Raw genomic sequence first — 26,380 nt, forward strand, 5'->3', positions numbered from 1 at the left:
GGCGTTCCTCCTGAGATCAGGCTGCCGCTTCGGGCAGCACCGGCACGGCCGCGAGCAGCCGCCTGGTGTAGTCGTGTTGCGGGTTGTCGTAGACCTCGCCTGCCGGCCCTTCCTCGACGATGCGGCCGCGATACATCACCGCGACCCGGTCGCAGAGATGCCGGACCACCGAAAGGTCGTGCGAGATGAAGATCAGGGTCAGGCCGAGCTCGGCCCGCAGGCGCATCAAGAGGTTGATGATCTGGGCCTGGATCGAGACGTCGAGCGAGGCGACCGGCTCGTCGCAAACGACGAGGTCGGGCTGCATGGCGAGCGCGCGGGCGATGGCGACGCGCTGGCGCTGGCCGCCGGAGAACTGGTGCGGGTAGCGCTCGGCGAAAGCCGGATCGAGCCCGACGGCGGCGAGCCAGTCACGGACGTAAGCTCCGCTATCAGCCCTGCTGACGAGGCCATGGGCGAGCGGACCCTCGGCGATGCCCTCGCCGATGCGCATGCGCGGATTGAGCGAGGCGAACGGGTCCTGGAAGATCGTCTGGACGCGGGTGGTCAGCTTCTTCGGTTCGGGCCCTTCGCTCATCACCGGCCGGCCCTCGAAGCGGACCGTCCCCGAGGTAGGCGCATAGATGCCGGCAGCCATGCGACCTAGCGTAGACTTGCCCGAGCCGGATTCGCCGACCAACCCGAGCGCCTCGCCGCGTGGCACGGTCAGGCTGACCTCGTCGACCGCCATCACGGCGGGCAGCGGCTGCACGAGGCCGAGTTTAACGCCGAGCCCGCGCAGCGCGCCGGGCCGTGTCACGAAACGCTTGCTGACGCGATCGGCGACGAAATAGGGCGCGCCAGGAACTGGCGCGGCAACAGCTGCCGCTGGCTTGCGGGCGGGCGGGGCCGCATCAGGCACGCCGCCGCCGCGCAGCAGGAATTCGCCGGGTTTGGCGCGCGAGGGCAATGCGTCGAGCAGGGCACGGGTATAGGCGTGCTGCGGGCGCGTCAGCACATCGAGCGTCGGGCCGGCCTCGACGATCTTGCCGAGCCGCATCACCGCGACATGCTGGGCGATCGAGGCGACGGTCGCGAGATCATGACTGATCCAGATCAGCGCGGTGCCGAGCTCGGCGACGAGCTCCTTCATCTCGGCGAGGATCTCGGCCTGGATGGAGACGTCGAGTGCCGTCGTCGGCTCGTCGCAGATGATCAGCTTCGGCCGGTGCAGCAGCGCGATCGCGATGGCGACCCGCTGGCGCATGCCACCGGAGAGCTGGTGCGGATAAAAGTCGACGGTCGCCTCGGGGCGCGGAATCCGGACCTGGGCGAGGCCGGCCATGGCGCGCAGGCGCGCCTCGGCAGCGGACATGGATTGGTGCGCCTCGATCGCCAGCCTGATCTGCTCGCCGATGGTCAGGACCGGGTTCAGCGTCATCAACGGGTCCTGGAAGACCATCGAGACGACGCGGCCGCGCAAGCCTCGCAGCTCGTCCGCCGGCAGGCCGACGAGTTCGCGCCCCTCGAGCTTGACCGAGCCGCCGGCGACGCGGCCGGGCGGGTCGATCAGGCCGATGATCGAGAAGCCGGTGACGCTCTTGCCGGAGCCGGATTCACCGACGAGCCCCATCACCTCGCCGCGGCGCAACGAGAAGGAGACGCCGTCGACCGCCTTGACCACGCCCGCGCGGGTGAAGAATTGGGTGGTGAGATCGCGGACGTCGAGGAGGGGGGCGTCGGTCATGGGCGCGCCTCCCCTGTCATGCTCGGCCTTGTGCCGAGCATCCACGTCTTGAACACGGTCCTCGATCGACGAAGACGTGGATGGTCGGGACAAGCCCGACCATGACGAAGTGGGTTCACACCCGCCCTCATCGCTTCAGCCTCGGATTGACCTGGTCGCGGATCTGGTCGCCGACAAGGTTGATCGCGACGATCAGCAGGATCAAAGCGAGCCCCGGATAGATCGAGATCCAGTAGCGGCCCGACAGCATGTACTGGAAGCCGTTAGCGATCAGGGAGCCCAGCGACGGCTCGGTCACCGGCAGGCCGACACCGAGGAAGGACAATGTCGCCTCCAGGGCGATGGCGTTGGCGACCTGCACGGTCGCGACCACGATCAGCGGCGGCAGGCAGTTCGGCAGGATGTGCCGCCAGACCACCTGCCGGGCCGGCAATGGCGTCGACAGCGCCGCCTCGACATAGTCCTTGCCGCGTTCGGCCGAGGCGGCGCCATGGGCGGTGCGGGCGAAATAGGCGTATTGCGCCGCGACCAGCGCGGCGATGAGCTGCGCCTTGCCCTGCCCGAGCAGGGCCGAGATCACCAGCGCCAGCAGAATCGCCGGGAAGGCGAGCTGCAGGTCGATCACGCGCATGATGAAGGCCTCGCGCCGGCCGCCGAGGTAGGCGGCGGCGATGCCGAGCGTGACGCCGATGGCGAAGGCGACCGCGCCGGCGACCAGCCCCATCTGCAGGGAGATGCGCAGGCCATAGAGGATGGCCGAGAGCAGGTCGCGCCCCTGCGCGTCGGTGCCGAGCCAATGGGTATAGCCGCTGGAGCCGACATAGCCCGGCGGACGGCGGGCGTCGGACAGAACGAGATTGGCGAGGTCGTAAGGATTCTGCGGCGCGATCAGCGGTGCGAGCACGGCGACGCCGATCATCAGGACGACGACGACGAGCGCCGCGACCGCGATGCGGCTCTCCCTGAACTCGCTCCAGAAGCGGGCGATGGGCGTTTCGGTCTTCATCACGACCGGCCCTTCCGCAAGCGCGGGTCGAGCGCGAAATAGGTCAGGTCGACCAGAAAGTTGATCATGATGAAGACGAAGGCGACCAGCATCAGATAGGCGACCATCACCGGCCGGTCGAGCGACTGGATGGAGTCGATGATCAGCTTGCCGATGCCGGGCCAGGAGAAGATCGTCTCGGTCACCACCGCGAAGGCGAGCGTCGAGGCAAACTCCAGCCCGAAGACGGTGACAAGCGGGATCGAGATCAGGCGCAGCACGTGCCGGCGCAGGATGACGCCCTCGGAGATGCCGGCGGCGCGGGCGAACTTCACCGTGTCGGTCAGCATGACCTCGCGCGTGCCGGCCCGCGCCAGCCGCGTCATCAGCGCGAGCTTGAAGAAGGCGAGGTTCAGCGCCGGCAGGAAGAGATGCGAGAGGCCGTTCAGCGTCAGGACGCTCCATTCGACGCCGAAAAGGGAGGCGGTCTCGCCACGCCCGCCGGCCGGCAGCCATTGCAGCTCGACGGCGAAGGTCATGATCAGGACGAGGCCGATCCAGAAGGTCGGCACGGAGAAGCCGAGGATGGACAGCGCCATGATGAGCTTGGAGAGCGGGGTGTCAGGCCGGTAGCCGGCATAGATGCCAGCGGGGATGCCGATCAGCGCCGCGCCGAACACGGCCGCCAGCGTCAATTCCAGCGTCGCCGGCAGCCGCGACAGGATGAGATCGAGCACCGGCATGCCGAAGACGAAGGAACGACCGAAATCACCATGCAGGACGCGGCCGAGAAAGGTGAAGTACTGCTCCCAGAGCGGCTTATCGAGCCCGTAGCGGGCGATGGTGTCGAGCCTGATGTCCTGGCTGACATCGGGACCGATCAGCACGTCGATCGGGTTGCCGATGGCGTAGACGCCAACGAAGACCAGCGCCGACATGACCAGCATGACGGCGAGCGCCTGCAGGATGCGCTCGATGACATGGGTCAGCATCTAGGCCGTCCCATTGCTGATCTCACGGCCAGCTCTCGACCATCACCGCGCGTGTCTCCTCGACGCCGACCGCCCAGAGCGCCAGCATCTCCTCGTCCGGCCGCTGATAGCGGCCGTGGAAATTTCCGTCGCCGAGAATCTCGCGCTTCCGTTGCGGATTCGCCGCCTGGTAGAGCGCGGGATCGAAGGGTGGCTTCACCGTATCCGGCAACGTCACGCCCTCCAGCCGGGTCCAGGGGAAATTCTCCATCCAGGAGGCGTGCGAGGCAGCCATGTCGACTGCCCGGACCGCCTTCTGGAAGCGCGGCCCTGCCCACCAGTTGTGCATCTTGACGCTGGCGTCGGGGCGCCGGCCCATCCACTCGGTCACCGCAGTCATCACCGGCGAATTGCCGCCATGGCCGTTGACCAGCACGATGCGGCGGAAGCCGGAGCGGTAGACGCCTTCGAGCAGATCTTCGATCAGTGCGATATAGGTGGTCATCCTGAGCGAGATCGTGCCGGGATAAGCGGTGAAACCCGGCGTCATGCCATAGGCCAGCACCGGGAAGACCGGGATGCCGAGCGGCTCGGCCGCTTCTCCTGCGATGCGTTCGGACAGGATCGCGTCGGTGGCGAGGCTCAGATATGCGTGTTGCTCGATGCAGCCGAGCGGCAGAACGCAGCGATCGTCACGCTTCGCCTGGTCCTCGATCTGCATCCAGTTCATCCGGGCGACGAGCACGGCCTGATCCTTGCGTTTCGGCAAAACCAAGTCATCCTTGACAGTCGCATCAGTGACCGTCAAGTTCCATATGGAACTAAATTGGATGTCCGAGATGGCCCGCGCCCCGACCTCCTTGTCCAAGCTCGACCGCGACCGCGAGGCTGCGCTGCGCGAGCTCGACCCGCTCACCGTCACCAAGCTCTGGGACAATCCCTGCTGGCTGTCCTTCCGGCTCAATTTCATCGCCTTCCGCTTCAACGATCCGGTCTATCGCTGGATCGAGACGCGCTATGGGCTGGTACGGCCGGAGTTCGTCGCGCTTTACGCCGTCGGACTCAAGGGCGGCGTCGCCGCCAAGAACATTGTCTCCTCCTCCGGCCTGCCGAAGAACACGCTCTCGCGCGCGATCCAGAAGCTGCTGCAGCGGCGCCTGCTCAAGCGCGAGACCGATCCGGACGATCTGCGCAGCTATGTGCTGGCGCTGACGCCGGCCGGGCGCGCCATCTTCGACGAGACCATGCCGATGATGGTGGACCAGCAGACCGCGATGCTCTCGGTGCTGAGCGAGGCCGAGCAGAAGCAGCTCTGCGAGCTGATGGACAAGATGGTGATCGCCTCCCCGAGCTGGCCTGCCGATCTCGAACCCGAAGGGACCTCAACATGACCAAGCCGCTGTCGCACCGGTCCCCGCTCTGGCGGACCGTGGCCCTCGCCGCCCTGATCGGCCTGCCGCTCTCCGGTGCGGCAACAGCGCAGACGCTGACGATCGGCGTGCGCGCGGGACCTGAATCAATCGATCCGCATTTCACAGCGACCGGCACCCATGCCGAAGCGCTGAAGCATGTCTTCGACACCCTGACCTGGTCGGGCGACAAGCTCCAGATCGAGCCGCGCCTCGCCACGAGCTGGAAGGCGATCGAGCCCTCGGTCTGGGAGTTCAAGCTGCGCCCGGGCGTCAAGTTCCATGACGGCTCCGACTTCACCGCCGAGGACGTCAAGTTCTCGATCGAGCGCATCCCGGTGGTCGCCGGCCCGAATCCGACGACGATCTATGTCCGGCGCGTCAAGGAGGTGAAGATCGTCGATCCGCTCACCGTCCACATCGTCACCGACGGGCCGGCGCCGAACCTGCCGAACGATTTCATCCGCCTGTTCATCGTCTCGCACAAGGCGGCGGCCGGGCTGACCAAGGACAATGCCAACGACGCCTTCAATACCGGCAAGGCGGCGATCGGCACCGGCCCCTACAAGTTCGTGTCCTGGACGCCGAAGGACCAGCTCGTGCTCGAGCGCTTCGACGGCTACTGGGGCGAGAAGGAGCCGTGGCAGCGCGTGCTGCGCAAGGAGCTGCCGAACGACGCCGCCCGCGTCGCGCAGCTCAAGGCCGGCCAGGTCGACATCATCGTACGCGCCCCGGCCTCCGACGTGCCGACGCTGAAGCGCGACGCCAAGCTCACCGTCGCCACGATCGACACGGTCTATGTCTTCAACATGGAACTCGACATGCGGGACAAGTCCCCGCAGATCAGCGCCAAGGACGGCTCGGCCCTGCCCAAGAATCCGCTGCAGGACGCCAAGGTGCGCGAGGCGATCGACCTCGCCATCGACCGGCCGGCGCTGGTGGAGATCGCGATGGAAGGTCTCGGCGCCCCGGCCAACCAGCTGGTGACACCCGATATCGCTGGCTTCAACAAGAGCCTGCCGCCGCTGAAGCCGGATCTCGCCAAGGCGAAGAAGCTGATGGAGGAGGCCGGCTATCCCAACGGCTTCAAGGTCTCGTTCTCCTTCACCAATGACCGCCTGCCGGGCGACCGCCAGGTCGGTACCTCGATCGCACAGATGCTGGCGCGGATCGGCATCGAGGTGAACGCCAACGCCCAGCCCGGCGCCGTCTTCTTCCCGGCCCGAACCCGCGGCGAGTTCTCGCTGGCGATGTCCGGCTGGGGCACGCTGACGGGCGAGGCGAACTACACGCTTTCCTCGGTCGTCCACTCGAACGACCCGGCCAAGAAGCTCGGCGCCTTCAACGTGCTCGGCTACAAGAACGCCGAGCTCGACAAGCTGATCGAAGACGCCGCGATCGAGATGGACGAGGCCAAGCGCAACGACCTGCTCTCGCAGGCCAACGCCATCGTCGCCAAGGACCGGCCGCGCCTGCCGATCCTCGCCGTCGGCTCAGCCTGGGCGATGCAGAAGGCCAAGGTGACGATTCGCCCGCGCGTCGACGAGGACACGCTGGCGATGGACATCAAGCCGGCGAAGTGAGCCCAGCCAAGGCCGTCATGCTCGCCCTTCGGGCGAGCATCCATGTCTTGAACATCGGGCTGCGCAAGACGAAGACGTGGATGGTCGGGACAGGCCCGACCATGACGGCGCGGTGCACCTTCGCGACAGCCTAAGTGAAGCCAGGATGACAGTCATGACCATCGCCCTCGCCATCCACGGCGGCTGCGGCACCTTGCCCAAGGCCGAGATGTCCGACGCCGAATGGGCCGACGCCAAGGCCCATCTCGCCAAGTCGCTGCGGGCCGGCTGGGCGATCCTCGCCAAGGGTGGCAGCGCTGTCGATGCAGTCGAGGCCGCCGTGTTGGTGATGGAGGATTCCGTTCATTTCAACGCCGGCCACGGCGCCGCCCTCAATGCCGATGGCGAGCACGAGCTCGACGCCTCGATCATGGACGGCGCGACATTGGCCGCCGGGGCGCTCTGCGCGGTCAAGCACATCCGCAACCCGGTCAGCGCCGCCAAGGCGCTGATGCATCGCGGCGACCCGCTCTTGCTGACCGGCCCCGCAGGCGACGCCTTCGCCCAGAGCGAGGGGCTCGATATCGTCGAGAACGAGTATTTCTCGACCGAGCGACGACGCAAGAACCTCGCCTCGATGAAGATCCGCGAGCTCGTCGGCACGGCCGATGAGGCGAGCGAGGCCGAGAAGCACGGCACGGTCGGCGCGGTTGCGCTCGATTCCCACGGCCATCTGGCGGCGGCGACCTCGACCGGCGGCTACACCAACAAGCCGCCCGGCCGTGTCGGCGATTCCCCGATCATCGGCGCCGGCACCTATGCCCGCGACGGCCGCTGCGCGGTCTCGGGCACCGGCAAGGGCGAGTTCTTCATCCGCTACTGCGTCGGCCATGAGATCGCATCGCTGATCGGCTATGCCGGCCTCTCGCTGAAAGATGCATCCGACCGCGCCATCGCCGAGCTGAGCACGCACAAGATCGGCGCCGGGCTCGTCGCCGTTGGGGCCGACGGCGCGATCGTCGCGCCCTACAATACCGATGGCATGTATCGGGGCTGGGTGACGCCGGACGGGCTCGTCCATGTCGGAACCCATGCCGATGTCGAGGTGATGGGGCAGGCATGAGCGGCGAACCCATCCTGATCTGGGGCGCCGGCGCGATCGGCGGCACGCTCGGCGCCTATTGGGCGCGCGCCGGGGTGCCGGTGCTGCTGGTCGACATCGTGCCTGAGCATGTCGAGGCCTGCCGGACCACGGGCCTATCGATCACCGGACCGGTCGAGGAGTTCCGTCAGGTCGTACCGGCGGTGACGCCGCAGGAGCTGACCGGCACCTACTCACGCATCGTGCTGGCCGTGAAGGCCGGCGCGACCGAAGCCGCGTTGGCCGCGCTGACGCCGCATCTCGTTTCCGATGGCTTCGTGCTCTCGGCCCAGAACGGGCTCAACGAGATCACCATCGCCAAGACGGTCGGTGAAGCGCGGACGATGGGCTGCTTCGTCAATTTCGGCGCCGACTGGCACGGGCCGGGCGAAATTCTCTACGGCAATCGCGGCGCCGTGGTCGTCGGCGAGCTCAATGGGGCGATGAGCGAGCGCGTAAGGGAGATGCACCGTCTCCTCGCGATCTTCGAGCCGGACGCGGTCCTGACCGACAACATCTACGGCTATCTCTGGGGCAAGCTCGCCTATGGCGCGATGCTGTTCGGCACCGCTCTGACCAACGATTCGATGTCGGCGAATTTCGCCGACCCGCAGCGCCTGCCGGTCTGGCTGACACTGGGGCGCGAGGTCGGCGCGGTCGCGGCGGCACGCGGCGTCACCTCGCTCGGCTTCGGTGCGTTCGACCCCGCCGTGTTCGCGCCGGGTGCTCCGGAGGGTCCGCAGGTCGAGACTATTCGCTGGCTCGCCGACTATACCTCGAAGACAGCAAAAACCCATTCCGGCATTTGGCGCGATCTTGCCGTGCGCAAGCGCAAGACCGAGGGTCAGCCGCAGATCGGCATCATCTCGAGGCTCGGCCGCGAGGTCGGTGTCGCCACGCCGGCACTCGAGCTGCTGGTCGCCCTGATTCAGGATATCGAGGAGGGCCGCCGCCCGATGTCGTTCGAGACACTGAAGGTATTGATCGAGCAATGCAAATCCGCTTCGACGGCCGCGTAGCCCTCGTCACCGGCGCCGCACAAGGGATCGGCCGCGCCATCGCCGCCGCGCTCGTCGACGCCGGAGCGAGGGTTCATCTCGCCGATCTCGATGCGGACGGCGTCACCGCGAGCGCCAAGGCGCTCGGTGCAAGCGCGCATGTCGCCGATCTCGGCAGCCCGGAAACCGCACAGGAACTGGTCGGCACGATCCTGAAAGCCGAGGGTCGGCTCGACCTCCTGGTCAACGCAGCGGGCGGCGTGCGTGGCCAGGTCGGCCGGCCGATCGAGGAGATTTCCGAGAGCGACTGGCGCGCCGTCTTCGCCGCCAATGTCGATGCCGCCTTCTTCCTGTCGCAGGCGGCCGCACCGGCGATGAAGCAGGCCGGATATGGCCGCATCGTCAACATCTCCTCCGGCGCCGGCCTGCGGCCGAGCCTCACCGGCATCCAGGCCTATGCCAGCGCCAAGCACGCGCTGGTCGGTTTGACCAGGCAGCTCGCCTGGGAGTTCGGCCCGCACGGCGTCACCGTCAACTCGGTCGCGCCCGGCTTCGTCCGCTCCAACCCGGCGACCGAGCGGCAATGGGAATCCTATGGTCCGGACGGCCAGAAGCGATTGATCGAGGGCATCCATACTCGCCGGCTCGGCACACCTCAGGATATCGCCCATGCCAGCCTGTTCTTCCTCTCCGAGCAGGCGGGCTGGATCACCGGCCAGATCCTCTCGGTCGACGGCGGCCGCTCCTGACCTCCGCTAAATGCGCGCATTGCGTGCATTGAGCCGGCTGCGAACCGTGCTTCGTCACAGTTCTGCATTGCGGAGGCCTTAAGCGGCCCCGATTGGCATGGCGCGAATCAAAATGCGCCGGGAGGAAAGTTCGTGGAGCGCAGTTTCGATCTCGCCATCGTCGGCGCCGGCATCGTCGGCCTCGCCCATGCGCTCGCAGCGGCGCGGCGCGGGCTGAAGGTGGTGGTGATCGACCGCGATGCGCAGGCGAACGGCGCCTCGATCCGCAATTTCGGCTTCATCACTGTGACCGGCCAGCAGGCCGGCGAGACCTGGCGGCGGGCGAAGCGCTCGCGCGATGTCTGGGCCGAGATTGCGCCCAAAGCCGGCATAGCCATCGCCCATGCCGGGCTCTGCACGACCTCGCGCCGGCCGGAAGCGACCGCCGTGCTCGAAGCCTTCCTCAGGACCGAGATGGGCGAAGGCTGCGAGCTGGTGATCGGCAATGCGCTCGGCGAGCGCTTCCCCTTCCTCGCCGGCCAGCAGGCGGCGCTGTGGAGCCCGCATGATCTGCGCGTCGAATCGCGCGAGGCGATCCCGCTGCTCGCCGCGCATCTCGAACGCGATTGGGGCGTCACCATCCTGCGCAAGACGACTGTGCGCGGCGTGGCCTTGCCGGTGATCGAGACCTCGAACGGGGTCCTGCGAGCGGACGCTGCGATCATCTGCCCGGGCGATGATTTCACCGGTCTTTATGCCGACGCGCTCAAGGCCGCCTATCCCGCGCTGACGCGCTGCAAACTGCAGATGCTGCGGGTTCGCACCGCCTCCACCGGGCCAGATCTGCCTTGCGCGGTGATGTCCGACCTCTCGCTGGTGCGCTATCTCGGCTATGCGGAACTGCCGGAGGCGGCTGCCCTGCGCGCCCGTCTCGAGCGCGAGCAGCCCGAGCAGCTCGCCAACGGTATCCATCTGATCACGGTCGCCTCGGCCGACGGCACCCGCGTCGTCGGCGATTCCCATCACTATGCCGCAACGCCCGATCCGTTCGGCGACACGAAGGTCGATGACTTGATCCTCGATGAATACGAGGCCGTGTTCGGCGCCCGCCCGCTGGTCGAGACGCGCTGGCTCGGCACTTATGCCAGCCTGCCCGACCGGGCGATGCTGCGCGAATGGGTCGCTGACCGCGTCGGGCTGGTCATCGTCACCTCAGGGACGGGAGCGTCCACCTCCTTCGCCATCGGCGAGGAAACCATTGCGGAGATGTTCGGATGAGCGCGCTGTCCTTGCTTCCCTTCCAGACCGTCAAGGCGGTGGTGCTCGATTGGGCCGGCACGGTCGTCGATTTTGGCTCGCGCGCGCCGATGGGCGCCTTCGTCGAGGTCTTCGCCCGCTTCGGCGTCACCATTACGATCGCGCAGGCGCGCGGGCCCATGGGCCTGCCCAAGCGCGCCCATATCGCGGCGCTGCTGGCCGAGCCGGCGATCGCCGAGGCCTGGCGCGCTGCCCATGGCGAGATGCCGGGCGAAGCGGCGATCGACGCGGTCTATGCTGAGTTCGTGCCGCTCAATGCCGCCGTCGTCACCGACTATGCCGACCTCATCCCCGGCGCCGCAGACAGCATCGCGAACCTGCGCCGACGTGGCCTCAAGATCGGCTCGACCACCGGCTATACCCGCGAGATCATGGAGCGTTTGCTAACGGTCGCGGCGGCACAGGGCTATCAGCCCGACAACCTCGTCTGTGCCGGCGATCTCGTCGAAGGCCGCCCGAGCCCGCTGATGATGTATCGCTGCTTCGCCGATCTCGGCGTCTATCCGCCCTCCAGCGTGATCAAGGTCGACGACACCGAGCCCGGCATCGCCGAGGGCGTCGCCGCCGGAACCTGGACCGTCGGGCTCGCTGTCTCCGGCAATTGCGTTGGCCTGTCACTGGCCGAGTGGAACGAGCTGCCGCTGCTCGAACAGCAGAAGCTGCGCGGCGAGGCGGCGGCGAAGCTACGCGCGGCCGGGGCCGACTATGTAATCGACAGCATCGCCGAGCTCGTCGGCGTGGTCGAAGCGATCGAGGCGACGCTCACGGCCCGGCAGAGCGCGAAGCAGTCCGCCTGAGGTCCGCTCGGCCGGCCCTGACATGGCGCTGCCCAAGCCGGCGGCAAAGGAACCTGTATTTCGACGATTGACAAACTGCGAAACGCAGTCGAAATTTCATACGCATACAAACGAATTTCCGCCCTGGCTTGTTGCAGCGCACTGCAGTGGCCTAGGGTAGGAAATCGCGCAGCGAGGGGCTGTGGATGCGTAAGGCCAGCGAGTCACGGGAGAGCCATCAGATGGACCGTCGCCAATTCGTCAGCGGAGCTGCGCTCGGCGCCGTCGCGCTGACCACGCCGTCGCTGCTGCGCGCCCAGGGCGCGCCGATCAAGATCGGCGAGATCAACAGCTACACTTCGCAGCCCGCCTTCCTGAAGCCCTATCGCCAGGGCTGGGAGCTGGCGCTGGAGCAGGTCAATGCCGCCGGCGGCGTGCTCGGCCGCAAGGTCGAAACCCTGTTCCGCGACGATGCCGGCAAGCCCGAGGATTCGGTGCGCCTCGCCGGCGAACTGATCAATGCCGAGAAGGTCGACCTGCTGTCGGGCGGCTTCCTCTCCAATGTCGGCCTCGCCATCGCCGACTACGCCCTGCAGAACAAGCGTCTCTATGTCGCCTCAGAGCCGCTTTCGGACGCGATCGTCTGGGCCAAGGGCAATCGCTACACCTTCCGCCTGCGGCCGTCGACCTACATGCAGGCGGCGATGCTGGTCGAGGAAGCGGCCAAGCTCCCGGCCAAGAAATGGGCGACCGTGGCGCCGAACTACGAATACGGCCAGTCGGCGGTGAAGTGGTTCAAGGAACTGCTGAAGAAGGCCAAGCCCGACGTCGAGTTCGTCGCCGAGCAGTTCCCGGCGCTCGGGCGCATCGATGCCGGCGCCACCGTGCAGGCGCTCGAAGCCGCCAAGCCCGATGCGATCTTCAACGTCACCTTCGCCGCCGACCTCTCGAACTTCGTGCGCCAGGGCAACACCCGCGGCCTGTTCGAAGGTCGGACGGTGGTCTCGATGCTGACCGGCGAGCCTGAATATCTCGACCCGCTCGGCGCCGAGGCGCCGGTCGGCTGGATCGTGACCGGCTATCCGCATGCCGACATCCAGACTCCGGATCACGTCAAGTTCCGCGATGCCTACAAGGCGAAGTACAACGACTATCCGCGCCTCGGCTCGGTCGTCGGCTACGACACGATGAATGCCATCGCCGCCGGCATCGCCAAGGCTGGCACGACCGACAACGAGAAGCTCATCGACGCCATGAAGGGGTTGAAGTTCACCTCGGCCTTCGGCCCGGTGGAGTTCCGCGCCTCCGACCACCAGGCGACGCTCGGCGCCTATGTCGGCAAGACCGCGGTCAAGGACGGCAAGGGCGTGATGGTCGACTGGCGCTATGCCGACGGCGCGAAATACCTGCCGTCCGATGCAGAGGTGAAGACGCTTCGCCCGGCGGGCTGAAGCACCAGGCTTCGACCTGACCTAGACTATGGCTGACCCGGCCGCGGCGGAACGCTGCGGCCGCAGGAAGACTGCGCCCTTTTTCGGTTGTTTCGACGGAACCTCGCATGATCGATCTGATCTTCGCGCAGACGCTCAACGGCCTGGCCTCGGCCTCGTCGCTCTTCCTCGTCGCCTGCGGGCTGTCGATCATCTTCGGCGTGACGCGGATCGTGAACTTCGCGCATGGCTCCTTCTACATGCTGGGCGCCTATCTCGCCTTCACGCTGGTCACCCGTTTCGGGCCGGCCGACGCGCTCGGCTTCTGGGGCGGCGTGCTGCTGGCGGCTGTCATCGTCGCGGCACTCGGCGCCCTCGTCGAGATCGTGATCCTGCGCCGGATCTACCAGGCGCCCGAGCTGTTCCAGCTGCTCGCCACCTTCGGCCTCGTGCTGATGGTGCAGGACATCGCCCTCGGCATCTGGGGGCCGGAGGACAAGCTCGGCCCGCGCGCGCCCGGCTTCAAGAGCTTCGTCGTGCTGATGGGCAGCCGCTTTCCGAGCTACGAGCTCTTCCTGATCGTGGTCGGGCCGATCATGCTTGGCCTGCTCTGGTTCCTGTTCCAGAAGACGCGCTGGGGCACGCTGGTGCGCGCCGCGACGCAGGACCGCGAGATGGTCGGCGCCCTCGGCGTCAACCAGCGCCTGCTCTTCACCTCGGTCTTCGCCTTCGGCGCCGGCCTCGCCGCGCTCGGCGGCGCGCTGCAGCTGCCGCGCGAGGCGGTGAACCTGCACATGGACCTCTCGATGATCTCGGAGGCCTTCGTCGTCGTGGTCGTCGGCGGGCTCGGCAGCGTCACCGGCGCCTATCTCGCCGCGGTGCTGATCGGCATCATCCACGCCTTCGGCATCCTGATCTTCCCGAAGATCACCCTGGTGCTGGTCTTCCTGGTGATGGCCGTCGTGCTGGTGATCAAGCCCTACGGGCTGATGGGCAAGCGCCCGGTCGGCAGCGCCCATGCCCATGGCCCGGTCGAGCCGCTGCTGCTGCCGGCCAGCGCCAACGTCAAGCTGATCGGGCTCGCGGCGCTTATCGTGCTGCTGGTCGCCCCCTTCATTGTCGCCGACCATTGGCTGCTGACGCTGACCGAGCTCTCGATCTTCGCGCTGTTCGCGGCGTCGCTGCACTTCATGATGGGCCCCGGCGGCATGGCCTCCTTCGGACACGCCGCCTATTTCGGGCTCGGAGCCTATGGCGCGGCGCTGGCGGTGAAGTGGCTGGGCATGCCGATGCTGCCGGCGCTCGCCTTCGCGCCCTTCCTCGCCGGCATCGCCGGCTTCGTCTTCGGCTGGTTCTGCGTGCGGCTGTCGGGCGTCTATCTCGCCATGCTGACGCTCGCCTTCGCCCAGATCTCCTGGGCGACCGCCTTCCAATGGGTCGACGTCACCGGCGGCGACAACGGCATTCTCGGTGTCTGGCCAGCGGCCTGGGCGGCGCCGAAGCTGGTCTACTACTACCTCGCGCTGGCGGTCTGCGTCGCCGCGATCCTCATCCTGCGCATCGTCGTCTTCGCGCCCTTCGGCTATGCCTTGCGGGCCGGGCGCGACAGTCCTCTCCGGGCCGAAGCGATCGGCCTGCCGGTGATGCGCATCCAGTGGATCGCCTTCATTATCGCTGCCTTTGCCGCCGGCATCGCCGGCGCCCTGTTCGCCTTCTTCAAGGGCTCGGTCTTCCCGACCTATCTGGCGATCCCGCGCTCGGTCGACGGCCTGCTGATGGTGCTGCTCGGCGGCGTGCAGACCGTGTCGGGCCCGATCGTCGGCGCCTTCGCCTTCATGGGCCTGCAGGAGCAGTTGATGAAGGCGACGATGTATTGGCGCTTCGTCATGGGCGCCTCGATCGTCCTGCTCGTCATCCTGTTCCCGCGCGGCCTCGTCGGCACGGCGCTCGCCTTCACTGAGCGGCGCCGCGAGGCCGAGCCCGCCCATCCCGTCACCGCCACGCCGGAGCCCGCCCGATGAGCCCGGTCCTGGAAGTCCGCAATCTCGGCAAGTCCTTCGGCGGCGTGCGCGCCGTCGACGATGTCAGCTTTTCGGTCGATGCCGGCAAGCTCTTGGCGCTGATCGGCCCGAACGGCGCCGGCAAGACCACCTGCTTCAACATGCTGAACGGGCAGCTCCCCTCCGACCGCGGCGAGGTGATCTTCGACGGCCGCAAGATCACCGGCCTCAAGCCGCGCGAGGTCTGGCGGCTCGGCGTCGGCCGCACCTTCCAGATCACCGCGACCTTCGCCTCGATGAGCGTGCGCGAGAATGTGCAGATGGCGCTGATCTCGCATGCCGGCGAGACCTGGACGCTGTTCGGCCGGGCCAAGGACCGCCATGTCGCCGAGGCGGACGCGCTCCTGAAGCAGGTCGGCATGCTCGACCAGGCGCAGCGCGCCTGCGGCGTCCTCGCCTATGGTGATCTGAAGCGGGTCGAGCTCGCGGTCGCGATCGCCAACAAGCCAAAACTCCTGCTGATGGACGAGCCGACCGCCGGCATGGCGCCGCGCGAGCGCATCGCGCTGATGGCGCTGACCGCCGAGATCGCCCGGGAGCGGGGCATCGCCGTGCTGTTCACCGAGCACGACATGGACGTGGTCTTCGCCCATTCCGACGCGATCCTGGTGCTCGACCGCGGCAAGCTGATCGCCAAGGGCCGGGCCGAGGAGGTCCGCAACGATCCGGCCGTGCGCGCGGTCTATCTCGGCTCCGGCGCGACCTCGGGAGGCCACTAGGAATGATCGTTTTCATTCATTTGCGCCGTCATCCCGGACGGAGCGCAGCGGAGATCCGGGATCCATTCCGGAGCTTATCCGAAAGAGGTTCCGGAATGGGTCCCGGGTCTCCCTACGGTCGCCCGGGACGACCAAGCTTGTTTCGAACGGTGAGAAGCGAGCGATGACCCAACCCATGCTCGAGATCGAAGGCCTCAACGCCTATTACGGCCGCGCCCATATCCTGCACGGCGTCGGCTTCTCGATGGCGCGCGGCGAGGTGCTGGCCCTGATGGGCCGCAACGGCGCCGGCAAGTCGACCACGATGAAGGCGGTGATGGGGCTGGTGCCGCCGCAGGCCGGCCGCGTCACCTTCGAGGGGCACCCCATCGTCGGGCGCGAGCCGTTCGAGATCGCCCGCCTCGGCATCGGCTATGTGCCGGAGGAACGGCGCGTCTTTTCCGAACTCAGCGTGATGGAGAACCTCTCGGTCGCGCAGCGGCCCAAGCGCGAGGGCGCGCCGCACTGGACGCCGGAGCGGCTGTTCCAGCTCTTCCCCAATCTCGGGCGCATGCGCGACCGGCCGGGCGGAGCGATGTCGGGCGGGGAGCAGCAGATGCTGACCATCGCCCGCACACTGATGGGCAATCCCAAGCTCGTCCTGCTCGACGAACCCTCGGAAGGCCTTGCCCCGGTCATCGTCGAGGAGATGGCCAAGACCATCCTGGCGCTGAAGAGCGAAGGGCTCTCGGTGCTGATCTCCGAGCAGAACCTGCATTTCGCCGGCTCGGTCGCCGACCGCGCCACCATCATCGAGAAGGGCCTGATCCGCTTCACCGGCACGATGGACGAGCTCAAGGCGGATGAGGCTGTCAGGGCGCAGTATCTGTCGGTTTAAGCAACCGCATCGTCATTCCGGGGCGCCGCGTAGCGGCGAACCCGGAACCCATGAACACGACGCTGCTCCAGTCCGTCATGCTCGCCCTTGTGGCGAGCATCCACGTCTTGAACACGGCCTTCGCCCAACGAAGACGTGGATGGTCGGGACAAGCCCGACCATGACGGAAAGCGGGTGTTCATGGGTTCCGGGCTCAGGCCTTCGGCCTGCCCCGGAAAGACGACGGGTTGAAACGAAAAATCCCGGAAGCTTCGCTTCCGGGGCAGGTACCCGGCCGCAACCACGGCCTGGGGGGAGGAACTTACCAGCCGGCGAGGACCGAGCCCTTGAAGCGCTCGGCGACGAAGGCCTTGATCTCGGGGGTGTGATAGGACGCGAGCAGCGCCTTGACCCAAGGCTTGTCCTTGTCGGCCTCGCGCACCGCGATCAGGTTGACATAAGGACCCTTCGGGTCCTCGCGGAGGATCGCCGAGGTCGGCTCGATCTTGGCGTCGACGGCGTAGTTGGTGTTGATCGCGGCGGCAGCGACGTCGGCGAGCGAGCGCGGCGTCTGGGCGGCCTCGATCTCGATGATCTTCAGCTTCTTCGGGTTGCTGGTGATGTCGGCGACGGTCGGCTTGAAGCCGACGCCGTCCTTGAGCTTGATCACGCCCTTGTCCTGCAGCAGCAGCAGCGAGCGGCCGCCATTGGTCGGGTCGTTCTGGATCGCGATGGTCGCGCCATCCGGCACCTCGGCCCAGCTCTTGTACTTCGAGGAATAGATGCCGAGCGGGAAGTTCACGGTCAGGCCGACGCTGACCAGCTTGAAGCCGCGATCCTTCACCTGGTTGTCGAGATAGGGCTGGTTCTGGAAGGAGTTCGCCTCGAGCTCGCCGGCGGCCAGCGCCTGGTTCGGTACGACATAGTCGGAGAACTCGATGATCTTGAGGTCGAGCCCGTTCTTGGCGGCGATCGGTTTCACCTTCTCGAGGATCTCGGCATGGGGCCCGGGCGAGGCGCCGATGCGGACGACCTGGTTCTGCTGGGCGAGCGCCGGGGCGGCGAGGACGAGCGAAGCGGCAAAGCCGAGCGCGAGGCGGCGGCTGAAGGCGTTGGACATGGTAGCTCCTTGATTACGATTCTTGAGTTGGTGTTTCCCCAGCCCTCATCCTGAGGAGGTCGCGTCAGCGGCCGTCTCGAAGGATGGCCCAGGAGGCTCAGGAGACATCTGGAGCATCCTTCGAGACGCGATCCTTTCGGATCGCTCCTCAGGATGAGGGCTGCGGGGTTGGAAGACGATGTTCAGGTGTGGCGCAGGCGCTTGTTGAGGCGGCGCGACAGGCGGTCGCCGACGCTCTGCACGGTCTGGACGAGGACGATCAGCACGGCGACGACGATCGCCATCACATCCGGCATGAAGCGCTGATAGCCGTAGCGGATGCCGAGATCGCCAAGGCCGCCGCCGCCGACGGCGCCGACCATGGCCGAGAAGCCGAGCAGGCTGACCAGCGCCAGCGTCAGGCCGAGCACGATCGCCGGCAGCGCCTCGGGCACCAACACCTTGCGCACGATCTGCAGCGGGGTCGCGCCCATCGAGCGGGCCGCCTCGACCAGGCCCTGGTCGACCTCGCGGATCGCCCCCTCGATCAGGCGGGCGATGAAGGGCGTCGCTGCGACGGTCAGCGGCACGGTCGCGGCGAAGGTCCCGATCGAGGTGCCGGCGATCAGCCGGGTGAAGGGGATGATCGCGACGACGAGGATGATGAAGGGCGTCGAGCGCGTTGCGTTGACCAGCGCGCCGAGCACGGCATTGACCGCAGGCGCGGCGAAGAGCTCGCCCTTCTTGCTGGTGGCGAGGAAGACGCCGAGCGGCAGGCCGAGAGCAGTGCCCAGGCCGGCGGCGATCGCGACCATCAGCAGCGTGTCGCCGGTCGCCTCGACGATCAGACGGATGAGTTCAGGAGACATGGCCGACCAGCTCCGCCTTGAGATCGAGGGATTTCAGCGCGCCGAACACAGCGGCGAGCTCGGGTTCGCTCGCCGGCACCGAGACCAAGAGGCTGCCGAAGGGCTTGTCGCCGATCGCATCGATGCGGCCGGCGAGGATGTTGACGTCGACGCCGATCACGGCGCTGAGGCGGCTGATCACCGGCGTCGTCGCGTTCTCGCCGGTAAAGGCGATGCGCAGCACGGCGCTGTCGCCGGCCACCGCCTGCCTATGGATACGGCCGGCGAGATAGTCTGGCACCTCGACGCCGGTCACCGCCTCGACGAAGCTCGCCGTGGTCGGATGGCGCGGCCGGGTCATCACCTCGAAAGTCTCGCCCTCCTCGACGATATGGCCGCCCTCGATCACCGCGACGCGGTCGCAGATCTCCTTGATCACCGGAATCTCGTGGGTGATCAGCAGGATGGTGATGCCGAGCTCGCGATTGACCTGCTTGAGCAGGGCCAGGATCGAGCGGGTCGTCTCGGGATCGAGTGCCGAGGTCGCCTCGTCGCAGAGCAGCACCTTCGGCTCGGTCGCCAGCGCGCGGGCGATGCCGACGCGCTGCTTCTGGCCGCCGGAAAGCTCGGCCGGAAAGCGCTCGCGCTTGTCGGAAAGCCCGACCAGATCGAGCAAGCGGCTGACCTGCGCCTCGATCTTCGCTTTGGGCACGCCTGCGATCTCCAGCGGCAGCGCGACATTGTCGAACACCGTGCGCGAGGAGAGCAGGTTGAAGTGCTGGAAGACCATGCCGGTCGCGCGCCGGCGCTCGCGCCAGCCGGCCTCGGTCAGCTTGGTGACGTCCTCGCCCTCGATCAGGATGCGGCCGGAGGTGGCGCGCTCCAGCCCGTTGACCAGGCGGATCAGCGTCGACTTGCCGGCGCCGGAGCGGCCGATCACGCCGACGATGCTGCCGCGCGGCACGACAAGGTCGATGCCGGCGAGCGCCGTCACCGGCTCCTGGCTGTCGCGGCCGACAAAGATCTTGCCAACTCCCTCGAAGCGAATGATCGCATCGGCAGGCGGCACTGGAAGGATGTCCTCGACGCGAAAGGCGCCGGGCTTCACGGGGGCGTTCATCATGTCCTCAGAAATGCGTGTGGCACGACCAGTGCGCAATGCCCAATTGCTCGAGCGGGACCTCGCGGATCGAGTGGTGGCGCTCCTCGGCGCCGAGCTCGGCCACAGGCCGCTCCAGCCAGCGCGGCTCGCTCGGTTCGGCGGGCACCGCCCGCTCGAACCAGGCGGCGAATGCAGCGCGCAGCGTCTCGAACAGCGTCACCGAAGTGCTCTCAGGCTGCCAAGCGCAGGCCGGGACGCGAACGGACGAGCTGGCGCGCTGCCAGTTCGGCCGCAACCGGCGTCGCGAAGCGCTGGCCCTCAAGCCGGTCGAAGGCGGCCGATGCCGAGATGAAGGTGAAGAAGCGCTCATCGGCGCCACGGGCGACGAGACCCGCCTGGGTTTCGCCGATCTCGATGACATAAGCCTGACGAGCCGGCGGGCCGGGAATGACCTGGGACTGGAACGACATGATGACCTTCGCCGCGTTACGGCGCCCTGGAGTACGGTGATGTCTGGATTGATGCCGCGGAACGGCGTCAGCGCTGGATCAGCGACGACAACAACACATCATCGAACGGGCGAGCGGTTCGACAGGGCAGAGAACGGAGCCGGTCATGTTCATCTCCTCAAGCTGGGGAGCCCACGACCACGTCGTGGCGCTTTAGCGTTTGGTGACGCGGCGCAAGCTGCTCGCTCAAATCTCCGCGGCCATCGGTAACCCGACGACATCTGCAATCTAGGAAAAGCCGTTCTGCATGTCAATCCAAACGTTCTTTTAAAGGTACGCACCGATCAGGAAGAGCCTTTCGTCGAACGGACAGAGAAGGAAATTTTCTTTTCCGGCCTGACCCATTCCTCCCCCGACGTAGAACAACATGCCATTCTGGCTTCGAAGGGCCGACCTGCTATCGTCCGCACCGACTCAGGGCGGGGATGGGATGAACGAGAGGACGAACAGCGCCAGCATCGTGGACGGGCGGATGACGCTGCCGGGCGTGGCCGGCGCCTTCGTGCAGGACGTAGCCCGGCCGCTCGCCTTCATGGCGGATGGGCTCGTCGCGGTCTCCGGGCACGACTGGCGCGACGGCGTGCTGCATGATGCCGCCCGGATCGAGGGCCATGCCCGGCCGGATCGCGCGCGGATCGCCCGGATCGACCAGCCGGAACCGGCGCAGGACCTGTCCCTGACGATCCGCTCCTTCCCCGGGGAGAGCGCGCCGCTGCTGCGGCTGAGCCTGCCCGCCGGGGCACAGGGCGATCTCGACGACCGGCTCGCCGCCGAACTCTTCGTGCCGCAACCCTTGTTCGCAGCGCTGCGACAGGACCTCATTGACGGACGCGCCGGTCATCTCTCCTTCGCCGTAACGACCAATCTCTGGCTGCGCGAGGGCAATGCCGACGAAGAGCCACCGGTCTTCCATCTCGCGCCGGAGGCCGATGGCCGCCCGGCACAGGCGCATGGCCGGGTGCAGAGCATCAGCTGGCGCCCGCTGGACCCGGCTGGCGACCCGGCCTTTCTTGCGTCCGGGCAGCCCGATCAGGAAGCGGAGGAGCCGGAAGACCCGGTCGCCGAACAGCTTCGGCGGATCAACTGGAGCCTGAAGCAGGTCCTGATCATCCTCGTCTTCCTGATGCTGATCATCGCATTGAAATAAAGCGGCCGAGAACCCGGCGGCGGCTTCCGCGTTGCCTTGGCAACGAGGAGACCGCCATGCTCGACATCCTTCCCGCCGCCGACCATGTCGCGGCTTTCCGCATCACCGGCACGCTTTCCGAACCGGATTTCGACAGGCTGATCGCCGAAATCGAGAGCAAGCTCGAACGCCACGAAAAACTCGGCATCCTCGCCGATCTCACCGGCTTCGAGGACATGACCTTCCGCGCCGGCCTCAAGGATGCGCGCTACGGCTTCGGCAAGCTGACGCAGCTCAGGCGCTTTCCGCGCGAGGCCGTGGTCACCGACAAGGGCTGGATCGAGACGCTGGTCGCGATCGCCGGGCCGCTCGTGCCCTTCGTCCAGGTCAGGAGCTTCAAACCGGGCGAGTTCGATGCAGCGCTCGCCTGGGCGAGCGAGATCGAGGGCGGGCCGAACGCCTGACCTTCAGGATTCTGCAGGCAAAGCCCAGAACGCCCGCGCTTCCGGCGGCAGGGTGTCGAGCATGCGCGCGAAGGCGCGCCGATCGACATGCCGCCAGAGCGCGGCGGCGACATCCTCGATCGCGCTCTCCGGCAGAAAGCTGTGCTCGATGCGAAATCCCATCGCCTCGCGCGCCAGTTCCGCCCGCGGTGCGAAGGCCAGCGGCTCCTGCGCCGGGTCCCACTCGTAGAGGAACATCGCGCCGAGGAGCGGCGGCAGCGCCTGCGCGAAAGCGACAGCCTGCGGTACCGACAGGCGCGCCCGGAAGGTGACGAAGACGCCGAGCACCGAGTACCACGTCTGATGGGTGGTCGCGTGGCTCAGCCGCTCGCGGGCATCGAGGAGGAAGCGTTCGAGGTCGCGCGAGGCGTGGACGAAGTCGGGCGGCAGGGGCATTGCGGCATCCTTGGGTAATGGCGAAACATGGCGCGCAACGAACGCCGGCCAACCGGCCCGTTCAGCGAAGGTTCCGCAGCACTGTGCTTCAAACATGGCGACCGATGTCAGCCACGATCACGAGTATCGGATGCGAGAGATTCAGCGCCAGCACCGCTGGTGTCGCCGCCATCGCTATCGCGACGACTATGGCTATCGCCATCACCGGGGGGGGGCGCGTCCTGGGCCCGGCCCCTGGCCGCCGCCATGACGACCGTTACGACCGCTGGTGGAAGCGGCCGCCGCGCCCTTCGCCTCCCTGTCCCCCTAGGGGCGAAGGGCGCGGGAGTTTTAAAGGCGCAAGCCATGCTCGGCAGGATGGGGCACCGGCCAGTGCCTTATCCCGGGATCGCCGGGTCCGCGCTAGGTTTCGCCCGCAAATGTCGCGCTCTCAGCCCTCGCGCCGCGCCAGTTCCAGGATCGTCTCGATCAGGACGCGGATGGCGATGCCGGCATCGAGCTCGGTCATGTTCTCCAGCGGCGAATGGCTGATGCCCTTCTCGCAGCGCACGAACAGCATGGCGGCGGGGCAGAGCTTGGCCATCTCCATCGCATCGTGCCCGGCGCCCGAGGCCAGACGCCGCGCCGTCAGGTTCGAGCCGGTGCGGGCGATGCCGGTGGCGAACGCCTCCTGCAGGCCCTCGTCCATCGGCACGGCGTCGCCGCGCGAATAGGGCGTGATCGTAAGGCCGACACCGCGCCGGGCCGCGATCTCGGCGAAGCGGCGATGGATCTCCGCATCCATGCCGGCGACGGTCGCGCCCTCCGGCGCGCGGAAGTCGATGGTGAAGTCGACCGCGCCCGGCACGACATTGGTGGCGCCGGGGTCGGGCCGAAAGACGCCGACCGTACCGACCGCGCGCTCATGCTCATGGGCGATAGCCTCCAGTGCGAGCGCCATCTCCGCCGCCGCGGCGAGCGCATCCTTGCGCAGTTTCATAGGCACCGTGCCGGCATGGCCGGCCTCGCCGGTGATGCGCACGCCCGCGCGGCCCTGCGCCGCGATGGCGGTGACGATGCCGACCGCCTCGTTCTCGGCCTCGAGTACCGGTCCCTGCTCGATATGAACCTCGAGATAGGCCTTAACCGAACCCGGCTTGCGGGCGAGCGCGGCGATCCCGGCAGGATCGCCCCCGAAGGCGGTGAGGGCATCGCGCAGTACGACGCCGTCGGCATCGCGCGCCGTAAGCCAGCCCTGGTCATAGCCGCCGGTCAGCGCCGCCGAGGTCGAGAGCGAGGTCGGGAAGCGCACCGTCTCCTCATCGCCGAAGGCGATGACCTCGAGCGCGAAGGGCAAGGTGATGCCGGCGTCGCGGATCGCCTGCGCCGCCAGGATGCCGGCGACGACGCCGAGATTGCCGTCGAAACGGCCGCCATCGCGGACCGTGTCGATATGCGAGCCGATCATCACCGCCGGCAGGCCTGGGGACGCGCCCTCGCGCCGTCCCTGCACCGAACCGGCCGCGTCGATGAAGGCGGTCAGGCCCGCGACCTCCATCGCGCCCTTGACGTATTCCGCACCCTGCCGGTGCGAAGGCGAGAGATAGAGCCGGGTCAGCTTGCCCGGCTCGTCGCTGAAGCGATTGAGGCCGGCGAGGGCAGCGAAGGCGCGGGCGCCGAGGACGGCGGGTGAGGGCAGGGTCGTGGTCATCGGGTCAACCTAGCGGGCCAGCCGTGGATGTGGCCAGCCCGCTTTAGCGCTGTGGGATCGATTTGGCTGTCAGTAGGTCGCGCGCCCGCCCGAGAGATCGAAGACCGCCCCCGTCGTGAAGCTGTTCTCGGCCGAGGCGAGGAAGGCGACCATCGAAGCGACCTCGTCGGGCTGCAGGAAGCGTCCGCGCGGGATCTTGGCCAGCATGTAGCCGATATGCTCCTCGCTCATCTGGTCGAATATCCGGGTGCGCGCGGCGGCCGGGGTGATGCAGTTCACCGCGATATCCTGCTGCGCCAGCTCTTTGCCGAGCGATTTGGTCAGCGCGATCACTGCCGCCTTCGAGGCCGAATAGGCGGAGGCGTTGGGGTTGCCCTCCTTGCCGGCGATCGAGGCGACAAGCACGAGCCGCCCGTAATTGCGCTTGATCATGCCGGGAATCACCGCCTGGCAGCAATGCAGGGTGCCGTCGACATTGAGGCGCATGATCCTGGCCCATTCGTCGAGCGGGTATTCCCAGGTCTTCAGGTTCGGCCCGGCGATGCCGGCACTGGTGACGAGGATGTCGACGCTGCCATGGCGCTGCTCCAGCTCGGCGGCGGCGGCGTTCACGGCCTTTGCGTCGGTCACATCGATCGAAAGCCCGCTCGCGGCCGGCCCGATCGCGGCGGCCGCCTCATCGGCGAGCTTGCCGTCGAGGTCCCAGATCGCAACCTTGGCACCGCTGGCGGCGAGACGCTCGGCGACGGCCCGGCCGATCCCCTGGGCGCCGCCGGTGACGATCGCGACTCTGCCGTTCAAATCGATTTGATTCATTGAAAGACGCCCCTCCCTGAAGCTGGCCGGCGAACTCTAGCTGAAAGCCATCAACCGGAAAGGCGCGATAGCTTCAAGGGAGGGTTGCGTCAGGTTTCCGCTCAGCGCGCATTCTTGAACGCCCGCGGGCTGAACGCGGTGCGCAGCAAGATGCCGATATCGAGCCAGAACGACCAGTTGTCGATATACCAGTGGTCATAGGCGATACGGCGGGCCATCTTGTCGTCGGTGTCGGTCTCGCCGCGCAGGCCGTTGACCTGGGCCCAGCCGGTGATGCCGGGCTTGACGTTGTGGCGCCTGGCATAGAGCGCGATCTTGCGCTGGAACTCGCGGTCATGGGCGAGCGCGTGCGGGCGCGGGCCGACCAGCGACATCTGCCCGGCGATCACGTTCAGAAGCTGCGGCAATTCGTCGAGATTGTAGCGCCGCAGGAAGCTGCCGATCCTGGTGATGCGAGGATCGTTGCGCGTCGCCTGCTTGACCACCTCGCCATCGTCGGTCGTCGTCATGGTGCGGAACTTGAAGATGCGGAACGGCTCCTGGTTGAAGCCGTAGCGGCGCTGAAGGAACAGGACCGGACCGTTGGAATCGAGCTTGATCGCGAGGGCGATCAGCAGGAGCACCGGCAGACTGGCGATGAGGATCGCGCTGGCGGCGACGATGTCGAAGAGACGCTTGAACAGGATCTGGCCGAACGACAGCGCGGGGCGCGTCAGCCTGAGCGAGGCGAGCGAACCGATCCGCACGATATGAGGGTTGTCGAAGCGGTCCATGATCCGCTCCGGAGTCAGATGGATCGCGACCGGCAGGTTCATGAAGGCATCGATGCAGGCATCGATCGTCTCTTGGTCAGACCAGGGCAAAGCGATGAAGACGGCATCCGGCTTGAGATCGCGGGCGCGGGCCGAGGCGGTGGCGAGGTCGGCGGCGAGCGCGGCCTGCGGATCATTGATCCGGCGTGGGTCGTTGCTGCGCAGGAAGGCGACATCGACGATCGAGAAGCCGATGTTCCAGGGCTGGTGGCGGGCGACGAAGGACATCACCTCGCTCTCGCGCCCGATCAGGAAGACCCGCTCGGAGGTGATCCGACCGGTCTTCGAGGCCATTGAGATCGTCCGCACGATCGCCGAGCGGGCGAGCGCGATCAGCGGGGCGCCGGCGACATAGGTGGCGAGCACCACCGCGCGCGAATACTGGTCGTTGATCTTGACCATGAAGACGATGGCGACGAAGGCGATCATCGTCAGGTTCCAGACCGTGAAGGCCGAGGCGATCTGACCCTTGGTCGAGAGATAATTCTCCAGCCGATAGCGGCCGCGCATCAGATTGGTGAAGACGAAGATCGCGGCGATCATCGAGGCGAGCTCGACGGTGATCTTGTCATTGCCGAGATGGCGATAGGCGACGAAGTGATAGGCGATCGAGGTGCCGGCGACCACGGTCGCGACGGTCACCGCATCGACCAGTGCGGTGATCAGTCCGATCCAGTGCCGCAGCGCATTGGCGCGCTGGTCGGCTGCCGTAACGACTTCATAGTTCAGGTCGTTGACGCTCATCATACCGCGCTCGCTTGCAAGACCGTCGGGGGCCGGTCACAGGCGGTTCGGATCGGC

Annotated in this window: 26 protein-coding genes; 13 read left to right on the forward strand and 13 right to left on the reverse strand. The window is 67.1% G+C overall.

Translation table 11 applies throughout. The features are described from left to right. Positions 1–16 precede the first annotated feature (16 nt). From ACFPOB_RS13345 to ACFPOB_RS13360, 4 genes are all read right to left on the reverse strand, one after another. The gene (locus ACFPOB_RS13345) at positions 17–1,726 is read right to left on the reverse strand and encodes a dipeptide ABC transporter ATP-binding protein (protein ID WP_377798957.1); all 1,710 of its coding nucleotides are present in this window, start codon (positions 1,724–1,726) and stop codon (positions 17–19) included. Between the two features lie 127 nt (positions 1,727–1,853). After that, positions 1,854–2,732, reverse strand: a complete 879-nt coding sequence (locus ACFPOB_RS13350) for an ABC transporter permease (protein WP_377799067.1) — start codon at positions 2,730–2,732, stop codon at positions 1,854–1,856. Beyond that, complete coding sequence (locus ACFPOB_RS13355) at positions 2,732–3,703, reverse strand: ABC transporter permease (protein ID WP_377798958.1); 972 nt, start codon at positions 3,701–3,703, stop codon at positions 2,732–2,734. The genes ACFPOB_RS13350 and ACFPOB_RS13355 overlap by 1 nt, the downstream gene beginning before the upstream one ends. A 22-nt stretch (positions 3,704–3,725) precedes the next feature. Further along, positions 3,726–4,451, reverse strand: coding sequence for a creatininase family protein (locus ACFPOB_RS13360; protein WP_377798959.1), 726 nt, complete (start codon positions 4,449–4,451; stop codon positions 3,726–3,728). 61 nt (positions 4,452–4,512) lie between these two features. Here ACFPOB_RS13360 and ACFPOB_RS13365 point away from each other — a divergent pair, with 61 nt between their 5' ends. From ACFPOB_RS13365 to ACFPOB_RS13415, 11 genes are all read left to right on the forward strand, one after another. After that, on the forward strand, positions 4,513–5,073 hold the full coding sequence (locus ACFPOB_RS13365; RefSeq protein WP_377798960.1) for a MarR family winged helix-turn-helix transcriptional regulator: 561 nt from the start codon (positions 4,513–4,515) through the stop codon (positions 5,071–5,073). Next, positions 5,070–6,674 carry an ABC transporter substrate-binding protein gene (locus tag ACFPOB_RS13370; RefSeq protein WP_377798961.1) on the forward strand — a complete coding sequence of 535 codons (1,605 nt, stop codon included), beginning with the start codon at positions 5,070–5,072 and terminating at the stop codon, positions 6,672–6,674. Before ACFPOB_RS13365 ends, ACFPOB_RS13370 begins: the two co-directional genes overlap by 4 nt. 154 nt (positions 6,675–6,828) lie before the next feature. Further along, positions 6,829–7,776, forward strand: a complete 948-nt coding sequence (locus ACFPOB_RS13375; RefSeq protein ID WP_377798962.1) for an isoaspartyl peptidase/L-asparaginase family protein — start codon at positions 6,829–6,831, stop codon at positions 7,774–7,776. Continuing rightward, the gene (locus ACFPOB_RS13380) at positions 7,773–8,813 is read left to right on the forward strand and encodes a ketopantoate reductase family protein (RefSeq protein ID WP_377798963.1); all 1,041 of its coding nucleotides are present in this window, start codon (positions 7,773–7,775) and stop codon (positions 8,811–8,813) included. The genes ACFPOB_RS13375 and ACFPOB_RS13380 overlap by 4 nt, the downstream gene beginning before the upstream one ends. Then, positions 8,786–9,541, forward strand: coding sequence for an SDR family NAD(P)-dependent oxidoreductase (locus tag ACFPOB_RS13385; RefSeq protein ID WP_377798964.1), 756 nt, complete (start codon positions 8,786–8,788; stop codon positions 9,539–9,541). Before ACFPOB_RS13380 ends, ACFPOB_RS13385 begins: the two co-directional genes overlap by 28 nt. 132 nt (positions 9,542–9,673) lie before the next feature. After that, a complete protein-coding gene (locus tag ACFPOB_RS13390; protein WP_377798965.1) occupies positions 9,674–10,798 on the forward strand; it encodes a TIGR03364 family FAD-dependent oxidoreductase in 1,125 nt (374 codons plus the stop codon). After that, positions 10,795–11,634: a phosphonoacetaldehyde hydrolase gene (gene phnX, locus ACFPOB_RS13395; RefSeq protein WP_377798966.1), complete on the forward strand. Its 840-nt coding sequence runs from the start codon at positions 10,795–10,797 to the stop codon at positions 11,632–11,634. Before ACFPOB_RS13390 ends, phnX begins: the two co-directional genes overlap by 4 nt. Positions 11,635–11,855: 221 nt before the next feature. Continuing rightward, positions 11,856–13,064, forward strand: a complete 1,209-nt coding sequence (locus ACFPOB_RS13400) for an ABC transporter substrate-binding protein (RefSeq protein WP_377798967.1) — start codon at positions 11,856–11,858, stop codon at positions 13,062–13,064. Positions 13,065–13,174: 110 nt separating this feature from the next. After that, positions 13,175–15,064, forward strand: a complete 1,890-nt coding sequence (locus tag ACFPOB_RS13405; RefSeq protein WP_377799068.1) for an ABC transporter permease — start codon at positions 13,175–13,177, stop codon at positions 15,062–15,064. After that, the gene (locus tag ACFPOB_RS13410; RefSeq protein WP_377798968.1) at positions 15,061–15,822 is read left to right on the forward strand and encodes an ABC transporter ATP-binding protein; all 762 of its coding nucleotides are present in this window, start codon (positions 15,061–15,063) and stop codon (positions 15,820–15,822) included. Before ACFPOB_RS13405 ends, ACFPOB_RS13410 begins: the two co-directional genes overlap by 4 nt. Positions 15,823–15,985: 163 nt before the next feature. After that, complete coding sequence (locus tag ACFPOB_RS13415) at positions 15,986–16,699, forward strand: ABC transporter ATP-binding protein (protein ID WP_377798969.1); 714 nt, start codon at positions 15,986–15,988, stop codon at positions 16,697–16,699. Positions 16,700–17,000: 301 nt separating this feature from the next. Here ACFPOB_RS13415 and ACFPOB_RS13420 read toward each other — a convergent pair whose 3' ends face one another. From ACFPOB_RS13420 to ACFPOB_RS13440, 5 genes are all read right to left on the reverse strand, one after another. Continuing rightward, the gene (locus ACFPOB_RS13420) at positions 17,001–17,798 is read right to left on the reverse strand and encodes a MetQ/NlpA family ABC transporter substrate-binding protein (RefSeq protein ID WP_377798970.1); all 798 of its coding nucleotides are present in this window, start codon (positions 17,796–17,798) and stop codon (positions 17,001–17,003) included. A gap of 182 nt (positions 17,799–17,980) precedes the next feature. Further along, entirely contained in the window at positions 17,981–18,646 is a 666-nt protein-coding gene (locus ACFPOB_RS13425) for a methionine ABC transporter permease (RefSeq protein ID WP_377798971.1), read from the reverse strand. Further along, the gene (locus ACFPOB_RS13430; RefSeq protein ID WP_377798972.1) at positions 18,636–19,745 is read right to left on the reverse strand and encodes a methionine ABC transporter ATP-binding protein; all 1,110 of its coding nucleotides are present in this window, start codon (positions 19,743–19,745) and stop codon (positions 18,636–18,638) included. Before ACFPOB_RS13430 ends, ACFPOB_RS13425 begins: the two co-directional genes overlap by 11 nt. 7 nt (positions 19,746–19,752) lie before the next feature. Continuing rightward, a complete protein-coding gene (locus tag ACFPOB_RS13435; protein WP_377798973.1) occupies positions 19,753–19,947 on the reverse strand; it encodes a hypothetical protein in 195 nt (64 codons plus the stop codon). Positions 19,948–19,957: 10 nt separating this feature from the next. Then, positions 19,958–20,197: a hypothetical protein gene (locus tag ACFPOB_RS13440; RefSeq protein WP_377798974.1), complete on the reverse strand. Its 240-nt coding sequence runs from the start codon at positions 20,195–20,197 to the stop codon at positions 19,958–19,960. 469 nt (positions 20,198–20,666) lie between these two features. On the opposite strand from ACFPOB_RS13440, the gene ACFPOB_RS13445 reads away from it, so the two are divergent. Together ACFPOB_RS13445 and ACFPOB_RS13450 are read left to right on the forward strand one after the other, a co-directional pair. Continuing rightward, positions 20,667–21,383, forward strand: a complete 717-nt coding sequence (locus ACFPOB_RS13445) for a hypothetical protein (RefSeq protein ID WP_377798975.1) — start codon at positions 20,667–20,669, stop codon at positions 21,381–21,383. 56 nt (positions 21,384–21,439) lie between these two features. Continuing rightward, positions 21,440–21,826, forward strand: a complete 387-nt coding sequence (locus ACFPOB_RS13450) for a SpoIIAA family protein (protein ID WP_377798976.1) — start codon at positions 21,440–21,442, stop codon at positions 21,824–21,826. 3 nt (positions 21,827–21,829) lie between these two features. Here the strand turns inward: ACFPOB_RS13450 and ACFPOB_RS13455 are convergent, their stop codons facing one another. The 4 genes from ACFPOB_RS13455 to ACFPOB_RS13470 form a co-directional block, all read right to left on the reverse strand. Continuing rightward, positions 21,830–22,261, reverse strand: a complete 432-nt coding sequence (locus ACFPOB_RS13455; RefSeq protein WP_377798977.1) for a DUF2267 domain-containing protein — start codon at positions 22,259–22,261, stop codon at positions 21,830–21,832. 430 nt (positions 22,262–22,691) lie between these two features. Then, complete coding sequence (locus ACFPOB_RS13460; protein WP_377798978.1) at positions 22,692–23,951, reverse strand: allantoate amidohydrolase; 1,260 nt, start codon at positions 23,949–23,951, stop codon at positions 22,692–22,694. 69 nt (positions 23,952–24,020) lie between these two features. Then, on the reverse strand, positions 24,021–24,767 hold the full coding sequence (locus ACFPOB_RS13465) for an SDR family NAD(P)-dependent oxidoreductase (RefSeq protein WP_377798979.1): 747 nt from the start codon (positions 24,765–24,767) through the stop codon (positions 24,021–24,023). A gap of 101 nt (positions 24,768–24,868) precedes the next feature. Next, positions 24,869–26,323 carry an undecaprenyl-phosphate glucose phosphotransferase gene (locus tag ACFPOB_RS13470; protein ID WP_377798980.1) on the reverse strand — a complete coding sequence of 485 codons (1,455 nt, stop codon included), beginning with the start codon at positions 26,321–26,323 and terminating at the stop codon, positions 24,869–24,871. Positions 26,324–26,380 lie beyond the last annotated feature (57 nt).

It is taken from the genome of Allobosea eneae (assembly GCF_042657265.1).
Lineage (GTDB): Bacteria > Pseudomonadota > Alphaproteobacteria > Rhizobiales > Beijerinckiaceae > Allobosea > Allobosea eneae.

Bases quoted from the DNA above. Each gene is read 5' to 3' on its own strand.
- ACFPOB_RS13345 (WP_377798957.1), bottom strand. From the start codon at position 1,726: ATGACCGACGCCCCCCTCCTCGACGTCCGCGATCTCACCACCCAATTC.
- ACFPOB_RS13350 (WP_377799067.1), bottom strand. From the start codon at position 2,732: ATGAAGACCGAAACGCCCATCGCCCGCTTCTGGAGCGAGTTCAGGGAG.
- ACFPOB_RS13355 (WP_377798958.1), bottom strand. From the start codon at position 3,703: ATGCTGACCCATGTCATCGAGCGCATCCTGCAGGCGCTCGCCGTCATG.
- ACFPOB_RS13365 (WP_377798960.1), top strand. From the start codon at position 4,513: ATGTCCGAGATGGCCCGCGCCCCGACCTCCTTGTCCAAGCTCGACCGC.
- ACFPOB_RS13370 (WP_377798961.1), top strand. From the start codon at position 5,070: ATGACCAAGCCGCTGTCGCACCGGTCCCCGCTCTGGCGGACCGTGGCC.
- ACFPOB_RS13375 (WP_377798962.1), top strand. From the start codon at position 6,829: ATGACCATCGCCCTCGCCATCCACGGCGGCTGCGGCACCTTGCCCAAG.
- ACFPOB_RS13380 (WP_377798963.1), top strand. From the start codon at position 7,773: ATGAGCGGCGAACCCATCCTGATCTGGGGCGCCGGCGCGATCGGCGGC.
- ACFPOB_RS13385 (WP_377798964.1), top strand. From the start codon at position 8,786: ATGCAAATCCGCTTCGACGGCCGCGTAGCCCTCGTCACCGGCGCCGCA.
- phnX (WP_377798966.1), top strand. From the start codon at position 10,795: ATGAGCGCGCTGTCCTTGCTTCCCTTCCAGACCGTCAAGGCGGTGGTG.
- ACFPOB_RS13400 (WP_377798967.1), top strand. From the start codon at position 11,856: ATGGACCGTCGCCAATTCGTCAGCGGAGCTGCGCTCGGCGCCGTCGCG.
- ACFPOB_RS13410 (WP_377798968.1), top strand. From the start codon at position 15,061: ATGAGCCCGGTCCTGGAAGTCCGCAATCTCGGCAAGTCCTTCGGCGGC.
- ACFPOB_RS13415 (WP_377798969.1), top strand. From the start codon at position 15,986: ATGACCCAACCCATGCTCGAGATCGAAGGCCTCAACGCCTATTACGGC.
- ACFPOB_RS13420 (WP_377798970.1), bottom strand. From the start codon at position 17,798: ATGTCCAACGCCTTCAGCCGCCGCCTCGCGCTCGGCTTTGCCGCTTCG.
- ACFPOB_RS13425 (WP_377798971.1), bottom strand. From the start codon at position 18,646: ATGTCTCCTGAACTCATCCGTCTGATCGTCGAGGCGACCGGCGACACG.
- ACFPOB_RS13430 (WP_377798972.1), bottom strand. From the start codon at position 19,745: ATGAACGCCCCCGTGAAGCCCGGCGCCTTTCGCGTCGAGGACATCCTT.
- ACFPOB_RS13440 (WP_377798974.1), bottom strand. From the start codon at position 20,197: ATGTCGTTCCAGTCCCAGGTCATTCCCGGCCCGCCGGCTCGTCAGGCT.
- ACFPOB_RS13445 (WP_377798975.1), top strand. From the start codon at position 20,667: ATGAACGAGAGGACGAACAGCGCCAGCATCGTGGACGGGCGGATGACG.
- ACFPOB_RS13450 (WP_377798976.1), top strand. From the start codon at position 21,440: ATGCTCGACATCCTTCCCGCCGCCGACCATGTCGCGGCTTTCCGCATC.
- ACFPOB_RS13455 (WP_377798977.1), bottom strand. From the start codon at position 22,261: ATGCCCCTGCCGCCCGACTTCGTCCACGCCTCGCGCGACCTCGAACGC.
- ACFPOB_RS13460 (WP_377798978.1), bottom strand. From the start codon at position 23,951: ATGACCACGACCCTGCCCTCACCCGCCGTCCTCGGCGCCCGCGCCTTC.
- ACFPOB_RS13465 (WP_377798979.1), bottom strand. From the start codon at position 24,767: ATGAATCAAATCGATTTGAACGGCAGAGTCGCGATCGTCACCGGCGGC.
- ACFPOB_RS13470 (WP_377798980.1), bottom strand. From the start codon at position 26,323: ATGAGCGTCAACGACCTGAACTATGAAGTCGTTACGGCAGCCGACCAG.